Source organism: Sphingobium sp. R-21 (assembly GCF_049913335.1).
GTDB lineage: Bacteria > Pseudomonadota > Alphaproteobacteria > Sphingomonadales > Sphingomonadaceae > Sphingobium.
In genome coordinates this window covers 31,557-43,701 of record NZ_CP184376.1, presented here as the reverse complement: position 1 = coordinate 43,701, position 12,145 = coordinate 31,557, and the positions used below count along the sequence as shown (strand labels likewise).

The window sequence follows — 12,145 nt, the reverse complement described above, 5'->3', positions numbered from 1 at the left end:
GGAACATATCGACTCAAATGTTCCCTTTATGTTCCATTCGTCGGCGAGATTCGTCAAGGGTGAGAATCGCTAGGCCAGTGCTCTCAGGCTGTTCGTTTGCGCCGCTTATAGTCTGAGTTCGACATTCAGGGATGCCAGGACAGGTACGAGATCACCAATGCGCGTCAAATTTTCGGTGGGGCAAGCCGGATAGAGCTTGGCGGTGACAGCATGATCGTAGACCGCGACACATTCGGCGTTGGTGATGCGCGACATGTAGACGATGCCGTCGAAATCCGTCTTATCATAGAGTTGCTGGCTGAATCTGCGTCCGGCCTGTTGCGCCCGCCCGCGCACAGCATCAGTTGGAATGCCCAGCCGGCTCGCGCCGCTGGTGCGAAGATCCAGCAATTTGAGCGGACTCCGGGCGCTCAGGCTTGCGACCGCCAGTTCCTCGATATCAGCCTGGAGCAGCACGCGGTCCCTTCTGCCCTGGAACCGGTCGCGGATCACCTTCTCGGCCAACGCGGTGGCAAGATTCTGCGCCGCGTACAGGATGGTAAAGCTGTCGGAAGGGCTGGCAAAGCGCGTTTTGCCATAGCCCATCCCCATCGGTGTGCCACTATGGCGTGCTTCGATGATTCGCAGATAGCTGGTCACATCAATGCCGACGGCAAGCGCTCGCAATATCGCAGGGTCGAACGTCACGGATATTCGAAGACCGTGCGCGCGGCTTCCACCACCGCCTCCTTGCGGTCCTGCTTAAGCAGGTCGATCGGGCGCTTATTGCCGAGAAGCGGACTGGGCTGGACCAGCCAAAGCCAGGCACGACGCGGATTGCCGACAATCTCGAGAACATCCGCCACGCCGATGATTGGCCGGTTGTCCACGAACTGCTCGAGTGGGAAGGCGTGTTTGCGCGCCCCAGCGAGCAGCGCGATCACCTCGCCGCGCTTCTGCCAATCGTGAAGTGTCGAACGTGCGATGCCGCGTTCGTGGAGCGTGCTTGACCCAGCGACAGGTCCGGCCCATTCCTCAAGCGGAACTTGGGTCGCATAGGCGGACAGCCGACGACTGCCTTCCTCACTATCGATCAATTCACCCAAACCGCTGCCCTTGCCGGTTTCGACTTCGGTGGGTTCAGGAATGACGATCCGTTCCAGGGGCTTGTCGTCCCGCGCGAACGCTGCAATCAGATCTGCGACATCAGCACTCTTGCCTTTCAGTCGCTTCTGCTGAGCGGGCGATAGGGATACGACGGCCGCTGCGACCGCCGCCACAATCTGAGCTGTGTTGGCTGCCACGGCCTTAGCGAGGCCCGGTTGCCGCGTCAGCAGTTCATTGACCTCGGTCGCCACGAGCTGGCGGACGCCAGCGCGGGTATCGGTACTATGCAATTGCGCCTGCACGACAGTCACTCCTTCGTCTATCGATATAAGGCCAGCGGTCCGGTTTGTCCAGAATGTCCGCTTTGTCCGGGATATCGGTTCGCCCCCGGCACGCGACCTTATCGCAAGACCAAAAGGTATGAGCATGCTCCAACCTGACCAGAGAGCTGAGCCTTGATCTTTGAAGCAGAAATTTTTCTGCGCTGGAGGGCGGAACTAAAACCAAAGAAGGGCAGGGCAAATTGGGATTGAAAATGTTCCCTCCCCAAGAAAGCGAAAAGCCCCGGTGAACTCACCGAGGCTATGACGCCGACCGAGAACCCCAATCCACTTATCGACCCAAATGCGCATTCGTCCGTCGCTTGAGAACCAGAACATTCCGGCCAACCCCGTTTCTTGCATTGCGACCGTTCACCGGTCGGATGCGTGACGGGTGGTGTCAACGGATGGGCGATCTATTTCGCTGAAGAATCTGATTTTGCTCCATGGAGCGAATGCGCTCATTCTGCTGCTGCCGCACCTGCACGCCAGCGATCTGCTCCCCTTTCTCGATCCTGACCGCCACCTCTTCCTTGCGCCTGTCGACAAACCCGCGCTGCCGATCCTCATCCTGCGGGAACTTGCCCGCCGCGATGACCAGGGCGTGGGCCACATGGCTCTGCGCGCGCCGAAGCGCAGGATCCTTGGCGTTTTCTGCGTGGGATTGCCGCCGGAATCGTTCGGCCAGGTCGAGGCTCTGGTCCGGCTTCTCCTTGCTATCCCGCACCTGGTTTGTGGTTCGCTGCGGCGGCTGTTTTCGGTCTTGGACCGCCTGCGGGCGGATCACGCCAAAGGCTGAGCTTGGAGGTCACCGTCTGGACAATGCCGGCGAAGGTATTCTCTGCGCCCGAGGTAAAATCGGCAAGCGCATTGCGGCATCCGGTTGATAGCCGCAGCGTGGGATCATCGAGCGCGCTACGGAAATAACCGCGTGTGTCCCCGGTGGTCATCAGCCGATAGATGGCGCCGATGGTGAAGGGCTTGTCGGACTGCGCGAGGTACTCCCTGCGGGCCTGATTGACCCGACCTGCAATGATCCTGACCTTCACTGCCCGATTACGCAATGCCTGGAGCGGGCGTTGATTTTTGCGCTAATCCTCGTCGCCGACCGACCGGTGGCATGTCGGCTTTCGAAAAGCAGGAGACCAACGGGGATGAGCATCGAGGGAAGGGTAGCCGGCCTGGTGGCCGTCGTGACCGGCGCGGCTTCAGGATTGGGCCTGGCCACCGCCATGCGGCTTTCCGAAGAAGGCGCGACCGTGTTCGTCACCGACATCGACGCGCCGGGCGCCCGGGCAGCGGCCGACATGATCGGCCCCTCGGCCCAAGCCAGGATATTGGATGTGCGCCGCGAAGACGATTGGGCCGGGTTGATGAGCGCGGTCGAAAGCGTGGCCGGCCGCCTCGACATCCTGGTGAACAATGCGGGGCTCCTGCGAGCCGGAACGATCGAAAGCTGCACGCTGGACGATTTCCGCCTTCAGAACGCGGTCATGTCGGAGGGCGTTTTTCTGGGCTGCAAGCACGCCATGCCGCTGATGGCGCGTCAAGGCGGCGGCTCGATCGTCAACATCTCGTCCACGGCCGCCTTGCAGGGATTTTCCGCAGTGCTCGCCTACAGCGCGGCCAAGGGCGCCGTGCGGTCGATGACCAAGGCGATCGCGACCCATTGCCTGGAACGAAATTATGGCATCCGGTGCAACGCGGTCCTTCCCGGCCATATTCATACCAACCTGCATGGCGAAACCGCGACGCCCGAGCAGGTAGAGCGGCGCGAGCATAGCTGGAAGCCGCTGCCCAACGGCGCGTTCGGTTCGGCAAGGGACGTGGCCGAAATGGTTCTCTATCTCGCTTCGCCCGAGTCGCGTTACGTAACAGCGGGGGAGTTCGTGATCGACAATGCCGTCACGATGATGCCCGCCCGGATTTCGGCTCCCACGATCTAGGCGTCGCGAGCAGCGGCTGAGACATCCCTCGTCAGCATATGGGCGTGATATTGACCGGAACCGCCGACATGTGCGGCATTGCGTTCACCGCCTCATGGTTGTGATCGGTGTCGATCAGGCGATTGACCGGCGTTCCGATCTGTTCGACGCCCGCGTTGCTGCAGGGAGCGTCGCCCCAGCCATGCGCGAGCGCGATCACGCCCCGGCGCAATTCCGCGTCCGTCTCGACGATTGCAATGACACGGCCGTGCGCGGATTCGATCTCCACCTTGTCACCAGGGGAAAGGCCGAGCGGCGCAAATTCGTCGGGGTGGAGGAAGGCAGGATTGTAAGGCGTGCGTTTGCGGACCGTGGACACGAAACGGCCATTCGAATTGAACAGGTCGCGCATGCGCCGCGTCGACAGCAGATGGGTGAAGGTCCGACCGTCCCGCCGCCACGCGCCGGGCGCGCCCCCTTCGTCCAGGAACCGGCGCAATTCGGCGGCCACGTCGGGTGGCATCGGTTCGAAGAAGCCGGCGGAGTCGGGATCGGCCGGGAGCACCGTCTCCTGTTCAATGTCGGCATGGAAGCCGTGGGGATTGGCCTTGAGCGCGTCGAGACTGTGCGGCGCGCCATGGAGGACAAGGTCCAGCAGTTCGTCGGTGGTGGGCGGCGTCTCCATGTTCAGCGGCCGCACGCCATTATAGGTGATCGTGCGACCCAGCCGCCGGGCGAGATCCCAGAACACATACCAGTCCTCGACCAGATCAGATCCTTGCGGCCGCGAGATGATCGGCGGGGTATATTGCGACCATGCACCGGCCCAGTTGGCGAAACCGGGGAGGTACATGGGCAGGTCGGCGCGTTCATACTGCATCACCGGAGGCAGGATGTAGTGGGCAAAACCGGTGGTGGGCGTGGGCCAGGGATCGACGCAAACCAGAAGGTCGAGCGAGGCCAGCGCCCGGACCGTCTTCTGCTGGTCGGGCCATGATGTCACGGGATCGCCGCCGTCGACGATGAGCGCGCGGACCTGCCCTTCGCCCGGCGTGAGGATTTCGTCGGCCAGCGTGGCCGTGCAGCGGTCCTGAAACAGTTTGCGTGCGCCCCTTATGCGGCTTTCGCCCGAGGCTTCCCAGAAGCGGGAAGGGGAAAGGGCCTGGGCCTTCAGCGGGCCATTGGGACCCATGCCGTTGACTTGATGCACTCTCTGTCCTTCGCGCAGGTAGCGCCCGCAGATCACGTTCAGCGTCTCGATCAGCTGGAAGGCAAGGTTGGAATAGGGCGCCATCGACGGCCCCGTGGCGGACGTAACGCAGCCGCTGCGGGCATCGCGCGCGAACATCTCCGCCACGCGGCGCAGCGAACCCGGTTTGAGCCCCGCGCGTCCTTCGACATAGTTCGGCCTTAATGGCTCGACCGCCTCACTCAGCGCGGCCATCCGCTCTGCGCCCACCCATCGTTCGCAGAAGCCCTTGTCTTCCCAGCCCTCCTCCAGGATCAAGCGGATCAGTCCTCCGGCGATCGCCGCGTCCTGACCGGGGTAGGGCTGAAGCGCGATATCCGCGAACTGGCCCGTTTCGGTCCTACGCGGATCGATCGTGATGATCTTCAGCCCGCGTTCCCGGGCGCGCTTGAGCTGGCGTACCGGATCTTCCTGAAGAAAGCCGAGCGATGCGTGACTGACCAGCGGGTTGGCGCCGAAGAACATGGCGACGTCCATGTCGTCCAGATGGGGATAGCCCGCCCCCCATGCGCCGAGCCGCCCCATCGTCACGACCTTGCCCGACTGGTCGATGGTCAGCGTGGAGAAATACTGGTCGGAACCAAAGGCAGCCAGGAAAGCCGGCAGCATGTAGAAACCGGCGATGTTGAACATGCCGCCATTGCCGAGGAAGATCGCCATCGCGTCCTTGCCATGCCGGTCGAGGATGGGGCCGAGCTTCCGGGCGATCTCGTCAAGCGCCTGCTCGGACGAGAGTTCGACATAGGAGCCGTCCGCCATCCGCTTGCGGGGGCGCAGAAGACGCCGGGGGCCATGATGCGAATGTTCGGGCTGTAGGCCCTTGAAGCACGCATAGCCGCGCGTGAGGGGGTTCTGCTTGTCGCCACGAACGCCGGTGATCCGGTCGTCCGGGTCGATCGTCATCACGACGCCGCATCCGCCCGAACAAATCCGGCAAAAGGAGACGGCCTCGCGGGTCGTGCCGTCGCTGCTCGTGGATTGCGCCGTGGTCGTCATATCCTGCTCTCCTGCTTCCGCCATCGCGGCCGTCCCTCGGGGGTACATCGTCATTGTGTCCCCACGTCCTTGCGGCGTCGGGCGACGATCGTCCGTCAGAGATGCATTCCGCCGCTCGCCTGGATGACCTGGCCCGTGATCCAGCCGCCATCGCCGGACGCGAGAAAGGCGACGACGGCGGCGACATCCCCGGTTCGCCGATCCGGCCGAGCGCGGCGGCGCGGGCGTAGAAGGCGGCCGCCTTGGCGTCAGCCAGCAGCGGGGCGATGAAATCCGTTGCCGTCGCGCCCGGCGCGACGGCCTTCACCGTGATGCCGCGCCCGGCCAGGCCGGCCGCGAGCGAGAGGGTGAAGGAAATCAGCGCCGCCTTCGACATGGCGTAGGCGATCGAGCCGGGATAGGCGGCGAGCGACACCATCGAACTGATCGTGATGACCCGTCCGGCATCGCTCAGATGCGGCAGGGCTTGCTGGGTGACGAAGAATGTGCCCCTGACATTGGTCTGGAACAGGCGGTCGAAATTCGCTTCCGTGACTTCGGCGATCCCGCGCGACGCGCCGGTAACGAGTGCGCATTTCCCCTTCAGTCGAGACATGGCATTTTCCTTCGATAGCATCGGGACGGCGGTCTGATCGACGGGCCGCGCGCTTATGTCCTCTGCCAAGCAGGCGAGGAGGGCTTGTAGTCGAAGGGGGTTTCGCCCCCGAATTCCAGCAGTTCGAAAACATTGCCTTCCGGGTCGCGCCCGTACACGGCGCGTATCGGCCTATCGCCGGACGATGTCATGGGCGGCGCGTGGAAGCGCACGCCCGCGCGCTTCAGCCGTTCATATTCCGCGTCGAGATCCGCCACGGCGAAACCGAGATGGGTTATGCCCGGCTTGTTCACAGGCCTGTCGGTCTCGGCGGCGCCAGGCGCGGGCGTCAGATATTGGAAAAGCTCCAACGCGAGATTGGCGCTGCCCAGAAGCGCGAACCGCGCGGCCGATTTCGGCAAGCCGACCATCGCGTCATACTCTGGGACGTCGTCCCACTCGCCGCTGGCGAGCAGCCGCATGTCGAACGTCTCGCTATAGAAACGCATCGTCGCGTCCAGATCGGTCGTGGCCATCGCCACATGGTGGATGCCGAGCATGCGGGCGCCTGTCTCGCGGATTTCCTGAACCATGCTAATATCCTTTTCGAGGGGTGGCGGGGGCGGGGCTTCGATACTCGCGCAAGAATGCCGCCCCGATCACAAGCTGCGCCCGCCATCCACGACCAAGGTCTGCCCCGTGATGTAGCTGGCCAGCGGCGACACGAGAAAGAGCGCCGTCGACGCGACATCCTCCGGCAGGCCCAGGCGGCCGAGCGAAATCGTGTCGAGCGCGGCTTGCAACCGGTCGGGGTGGTCGGTCGTCACCGCCGTCATCTTGGTGGCGATCATGCCCGGCGCGATGCCGTTCACCCGCACGCCTTCCCGCGCCCAGGCGTCCCCCAGCGTGCGGGTGAGGCCGACCACGCCTGCTTTCGACGCCGCGTAGGCCGGGTTTCCGACCACGGACTTGTACGCCCCGATCGAACTGATGACGATGACCGACCCCTTGCGCTCGCGGATTGCAGGGTAGAAGCGCGTGCAGCAGTGCATGACGCTGACCAGGTTGATGTCGACCACCCGCCGGAACGTGTCGATATCATATTCCTTGCGGCGGTAGACGACCGCGCCCTGGGCGAGGACGAGAATGTCGAGGCCTTCGGGGAAAGCGGCCGCCCCCTCGATCGCATCCGGGTCGGATACATCGACCTGTTCATAATCCAGACCCGACAGGTCCGACCCTTTGTCGCCCGCATAATCCGCAGCCGATGCGCGGGTGCCCCAGACCCGCACCATAGCACCCTGCGCACGGAAAAGCTGCGCGATGCCGTTGCCGATACCGCTGGAGCCGCCCACCACGAGCGCGCGCTTGCCCGCAAGTTCCAGAACGCCCGAACCCGTCGTCATTCCCGTATGTCCCTGTCTGTCGATCAAGAGCCGTTCGTGTTATCAGGGCCGGTCATGTCCGGCCGTTCGTTGAGGTAAGGCATCCGCGTCAGATGATTGCCGCCGCTGACGGGGAGGTTGAGGCCGCTCACGAAAGACGGTCCGGCCAGCCACAGCGCGGCATCCGCATAGTCGGCGGTCTCGCCGATCCGCCGCAGCGGGATTTCGCGCGTGTACACCGCTTCCATCCCCTCCACTTCCCAGAGACCGGAAGCCATGTCGCTGCGGATCGGCCCGGGCAGGATGGAATTGACCTTGATGCCTTTGCGCCCATACTCGATCGCGGCATAACGCACGAGGCAGTCGGTGGCCGCCTTGGCGCAACCGTAGGAATAGACGAACTCCATGGGTTGAGCGGCCGACATCGACGAGAAGAGGATGATGGACCCGCCTTCCTTCATCGCCCGGGCGCTGTGGCGGATGAAGTGCAGGCAGCCAAAATAATTGACTTCCATCGCGGCGCGCGCATCGTCGATCGGCGCTTTGGAGATGGTGCCGCCCATGGGCAGGCCGGCGGCATTGACCGCGACATCGAGACGTCCATAGGATTCCACGGCCTTGGCGACGAAGGCTGCGACATCCTCTTCCTTTGCAACGTCGCACCGCATCGCGATGCCGCCCGTTTCCCGGGCCAGATCCTGCAACGGACCTTCGCTACGCGCGCCGACCAGCAGTCGGGCGCCTTCTTCGGCATAACGGCGCGCGATAGCCGCGCCCGAGCCGCCGGGCGCGGAGGCACCCAGGACGATCGCCACTTTTCCGTCAAGTATTCCCATGAGGTCAGACCCTTAAATTGAAGCGCCGGCCAGATGGCCTTCGCGGATGGCGGTTTGGAGGAAGCGCGGCGAATTCGCGTCACCGATCACACGCACGTCGGCGTTGCGGTCGGTGATCGCCGCGTAGAGGTCGCGATTTGGTTCGTTAGCGGAAACGAAGACCACGGTATCGGCGGGGATATGCCGCACATCCGCATCGTCGGTGAAATGGGTCGGGCTGACCACCACCGCGTTGTCGGTGAACTCGACCGCGCGGTGCCGGATCAGATAGTCGAACGGCTTGCCGCGCATGCGGGTGAGGAAAGGTTCGACCATCAGCGGACCTTGCGCCAGCGGCGCGAACATACGCAGCCGCGTAACATAGGTGACGGACAGGCCGGCGGCGATCAGCTGCTCGGCCGCGGCAAGGCCTTCGTAATGGCCGACATCGTCGATGACGACAGCGGTCGTGCCCAGATCCGCAGGCGGCTGCATGAACAGGTCGAAGGCCGAGATGACATTGCGCCGATGGAAATTGCGGATCGGCTGGCCGGGGTGGGAATGTTGCACGCCGTCCATCCGGGGGAAGGAACCCGTCGCGACGATCACGGCCTGCGCGCCGCTGTTGGTCACATCCTCCACGTCCATATAGGTCGACAGCTGGACGTCGACGCCAAGGCGGAACACCTCCGCCTCCAGCCAGGTCGCGATATCGATCATGCCGTGCCGTGTCGGTGCCCTGGCCGCCGCGCGCAGGCTTCCCCCCAGTACCGGGCTGGCCTCGACGAGCGTGACCTTGTGACCGCGCAGGGACGCCACCCGGGCGGCCTCCAGCCCGGCGGGGCCGCCGCCGACGACCAGCACGTCCTTAGCCTCGGTTGCCGGGGTCAACAGGGCGTCGCCTCGGTAGAGTTCGTGCCCGTTGCCCGGATTGACCGTGCATTCGAGATGGCCATGTTCGGTCGCCACCTGCGCGACGCAGGCCTGATTGCAGCCGATGCAGGGGCGCACCTGATCAGCCATGCCGGCCAGGCTCTTGTTGACCAGATCGGGATCGGCGATCATGGCCCGTACCAGGCCGACCATGTCGGCGTCCCCAGCGCGGATCACCTGATCGCATTCCTCCAGGGTGCGGAAGCGCCCGACGACCATCGTGGGAAGATTGACTTTGCGGGTGATCGGAACGCTGGTCGGCAGCTCATAGCCGACGGGTTCGTGCATGCCGCCCACCATCTTGGTATAGCTGTTATAATTTCCGACCGAGACGTTGATATAGTCCGTCAGACCTCGTGTTTCGAGAATATGCGCGATGGCGAGGTTCTGCTCCTCGTCGACGCCGCCGATAGTCAAGTCAGGCGCCAGGCGGACACCGACAACGAAATCGCGCGACACCGCGACGCGTACCGCATCCATCAGCTCAATGACGAAGCGCGCGCGCTCCTCGATCGTCGCGCCGCCATATTCGTCGGTGCGAAGATTGGTGTTGGCCGACAGGAATTGGCCCGGGAGATAACCGTGCGCGCAATGGACGTCGACACCGTCCAGCCCCCAGGCCTCCATCCGGCGGGCGGCGATGGCATAGGCCTCGATGATCTCGGCGATCATCGATTTCGTCATCTCGACCGGCACCACGCCGACCTCCACGCTCGGCGTGGCGCTGACGCCCCAGGGCGGGCCGCCGTCGCGTGGCATCCCATGGTGGCCCGCATGCCAGAGCTGCTGGAAAATCTTCATGTCATATTTGCGGCCCATGTCGCCCAGCTTGCGATAGCCCGGCTCCAGTTCGGCCTTCCACAGATCGATGGCCAGCGGACTGGTGGGATGGACAGAGCCCACTTCCACGATCGACAGGCCAGCCCCGCCCCGCGCCCGCGCTTCATGGTAGGCGATCAGGGCGTCGCTCATCGCGCCCTTGCCCAGGATCGTCGCATGCGCCGGCCTGAAGATACGGTTCTTGATCGTGGCCGGACCGATCTTAAGCGGCGTGTGGACATGGGTGTAATTCATCTTGGAGCCTCTCCGCTATTCGATGCAGCCGTCTTCAGGGGCGGCCGTCTGTTTTTATTTCGTACGCAGCTTTTCGATCGTGGCCGGCAAATCGGGGCTCGCCATCGCCTCCATTTCATATTCGAGGCCCGCGCCGAGCGCCTGCGCGGCAAGGAGGTTGGTGATGCGCGCGAAGGTCCGCTTCGTTCCCGTCGTGCCGCCCGGGGCCATCGCCGCGATCCGTGCCGCCAGTTCACGCGCGCGCGGCGCCGCCTCTTCCGGTGTCTCGACCAGTTCCGTGACCAGGCCCCACTGATAGGCCTGCTCGCCGGTGATGACATCGCCGGTCAGCAGATAGCGCTTCGCGCGATTGACGCCGATCGATTGTGACCAGCTGATGATCCCGCCGTCCCCCGCCGCGAGACCGACATTGACATGGGTATCGGCGATCTTGGCGCCTTTCCAGGCGACGACGATGTCCGACAGCGTGGCGATCGTCGCTCCCAAACCGATGGCCGCGCCCTGAATAGCGGAGACAACCGGGACGGGCAGTTCGACCACGCCGTTGAAGACCGCCTTGGCATATTTCACCATGTCGGCGCGTACCACTTTGCTCGCGTGGGCCTCCAGCATTTCGTCGAAGTCGCCGCCCGCGGAAAAGATTCGTCCCTCCGCCGAGAGGACGAGCGCCCTGACATCGGGAACATGGTGCGCGACTGTTTCCAGCGCGGCCGCGAATTCGATATGTGCCGGCATGTCGAACCGGTTGAGCAGTTCGGGGCGGGCAAACCGGATTTCGGCTATGCCGTCCGCTATGTCCAGCGCCAGTGTCTGATAATCCATTTCCGCTCCCAATCGACGACGTCGAGGCCATGTGGCACCATGATAGCCGTGCGACTTGGCCCAAGACAGCATCAGCCTTGACCATAGGCGCATTCGTTCATGCACCCGGCTGATTTCGCCCAAGTTCGTCGCGACAGCTTCCGGTTCACGCCGCTTTTCTCCACCGATGAAGGAGAGAGAATCCATGAAAAGACTTGCCGGAAAGGTCGCCTTGATTACGGGCGGGGCTAAAGGAATCGGCCTAGCGATCGCCCGCCGCTTTGTCGAGGAAGGCGCAACCGTCGCGATCGCCGCACGCAAGGAGCAGCAGGCGGCAGCCGTTGCGGCGGAGCTGGGCGGCGATGTTCTGCCGATTGTTCTGGACACCAGCAGCGACGCGCAGTGGCATGAGGCGATCGCCGGGGTGGACACCCGGTGGGGCCGCCTCAACATCCTCGTGAACTGTGCGGGCGTCACTATCGGCGCCAATCTCGTAGATACCGACGACGCTGTCTGGAACCAGCATATGGACGTCAACCTGCGGGGACCGTTCATGGGCTGCCGGGCCGCTATCGACCTGATGAAGCGGGACGGAGCGCCGGGCAGCATCGTCAACATCGCGTCGGCCTTCGGTATCAGGGTGACGCCCGGCTTCGCCGCCTACAGCATCAGCAAGGCGGCGCTGATCGCGCTCACCCGCGTACTCGCGCTGGAATGCGCGGCGCAGAAGCTGCCGATCCGCGTCAATTCGGTCATCCCCGGCGGGACCGAGACCGAAATGTTCGAGGAGGAACTGCGCCGCACCGGCCTGGAACGCGAAGAGGCCTATGCACTGTTCGCGCGCATCCATCCCCTGGGTCGCATTGGCAAGCCCAAGGAAGTCGCCGAAGCGGTGCTGTGGCTGGCGTCGGACGAATCGACATTCACGACCGGCCTTGAACTCACCGTCGATGGCGGCAGCACCATCCGGGCCTGAGGAGCATCGTG

The 12,145-nt window shown here is 63.8% G+C and carries 12 protein-coding genes and 1 pseudogene; 2 read left to right on the top strand and 11 right to left on the bottom strand.

Translation table 11 applies throughout. From position 1 onward, the window contains the following. Nucleotides 1-105: 105 nt before the first annotated feature. The 4 genes from ACN9MX_RS21750 to ACN9MX_RS21735 form a co-directional block, all read right to left on the bottom strand. Entirely contained in the window at nt 106-639 is a 534-nt protein-coding gene (locus ACN9MX_RS21750; RefSeq protein ID WP_426387861.1) for an RES family NAD+ phosphorylase, read from the bottom strand. Nucleotides 640-683: 44 nt separating this feature from the next. After that, nucleotides 684-1,397: a hypothetical protein gene (locus ACN9MX_RS21745; RefSeq protein ID WP_426387860.1), complete on the bottom strand. Its 714-nt coding sequence runs from the start codon at nt 1,395-1,397 to the stop codon at nt 684-686. A 409-nt stretch (nt 1,398-1,806) separates the two neighbouring features. After that, nucleotides 1,807-2,193, bottom strand: coding sequence for a hypothetical protein (locus ACN9MX_RS21740; RefSeq protein WP_426387859.1), 387 nt, complete (start codon nt 2,191-2,193; stop codon nt 1,807-1,809). Then, on the bottom strand, nt 2,123-2,455 hold the full coding sequence (locus ACN9MX_RS21735) for a hypothetical protein (protein ID WP_426387858.1): 333 nt from the start codon (nt 2,453-2,455) through the stop codon (nt 2,123-2,125). The genes ACN9MX_RS21740 and ACN9MX_RS21735 overlap by 71 nt, the downstream gene beginning before the upstream one ends. Before the next feature lie 105 nt (nt 2,456-2,560). Between ACN9MX_RS21735 and ACN9MX_RS21730 the strand changes: the two genes are divergently transcribed. Further along, complete coding sequence (locus ACN9MX_RS21730; RefSeq protein WP_426387857.1) at nt 2,561-3,352, top strand: SDR family oxidoreductase; 792 nt, start codon at nt 2,561-2,563, stop codon at nt 3,350-3,352. Nucleotides 3,353-3,383: 31 nt separating this feature from the next. On the opposite strand, the gene ACN9MX_RS21725 is transcribed toward ACN9MX_RS21730, so the two are convergent. The 7 genes and pseudogenes from ACN9MX_RS21725 to ACN9MX_RS21695 all read right to left on the bottom strand — a co-directional run bounded on the left by ACN9MX_RS21725 (nt 3,384) and on the right by ACN9MX_RS21695 (nt 11,179). Continuing rightward, complete coding sequence (locus ACN9MX_RS21725; RefSeq protein ID WP_426387856.1) at nt 3,384-5,576, bottom strand: molybdopterin-containing oxidoreductase family protein; 2,193 nt, start codon at nt 5,574-5,576, stop codon at nt 3,384-3,386. Nucleotides 5,577-5,671: 95 nt separating this feature from the next. Beyond that, nucleotides 5,672-6,171, bottom strand: a pseudogene (locus ACN9MX_RS21720) (SDR family NAD(P)-dependent oxidoreductase). A gap of 53 nt (nt 6,172-6,224) precedes the next feature. Beyond that, nucleotides 6,225-6,743 carry a VOC family protein gene (locus tag ACN9MX_RS21715; protein ID WP_426387855.1) on the bottom strand — a complete coding sequence of 173 codons (519 nt, stop codon included), beginning with the start codon at nt 6,741-6,743 and terminating at the stop codon, nt 6,225-6,227. A gap of 66 nt (nt 6,744-6,809) precedes the next feature. Next, on the bottom strand, nt 6,810-7,556 hold the full coding sequence (locus ACN9MX_RS21710; RefSeq protein ID WP_426387854.1) for an SDR family NAD(P)-dependent oxidoreductase: 747 nt from the start codon (nt 7,554-7,556) through the stop codon (nt 6,810-6,812). Nucleotides 7,557-7,579: 23 nt separating this feature from the next. Then, complete coding sequence (locus tag ACN9MX_RS21705; RefSeq protein ID WP_426387853.1) at nt 7,580-8,371, bottom strand: SDR family NAD(P)-dependent oxidoreductase; 792 nt, start codon at nt 8,369-8,371, stop codon at nt 7,580-7,582. A gap of 12 nt (nt 8,372-8,383) precedes the next feature. Continuing rightward, nucleotides 8,384-10,357, bottom strand: coding sequence for an FAD-dependent oxidoreductase (locus ACN9MX_RS21700; RefSeq protein WP_426387852.1), 1,974 nt, complete (start codon nt 10,355-10,357; stop codon nt 8,384-8,386). Nucleotides 10,358-10,411: 54 nt separating this feature from the next. Beyond that, nucleotides 10,412-11,179 carry an enoyl-CoA hydratase/isomerase family protein gene (locus ACN9MX_RS21695; RefSeq protein ID WP_426387851.1) on the bottom strand — a complete coding sequence of 256 codons (768 nt, stop codon included), beginning with the start codon at nt 11,177-11,179 and terminating at the stop codon, nt 10,412-10,414. A 184-nt stretch (nt 11,180-11,363) separates the two neighbouring features. Between ACN9MX_RS21695 and ACN9MX_RS21690 the strand changes: the two genes are divergently transcribed. After that, entirely contained in the window at nt 11,364-12,134 is a 771-nt protein-coding gene (locus ACN9MX_RS21690; protein ID WP_426387850.1) for an SDR family NAD(P)-dependent oxidoreductase, read from the top strand. Nucleotides 12,135-12,145 lie beyond the last annotated feature (11 nt).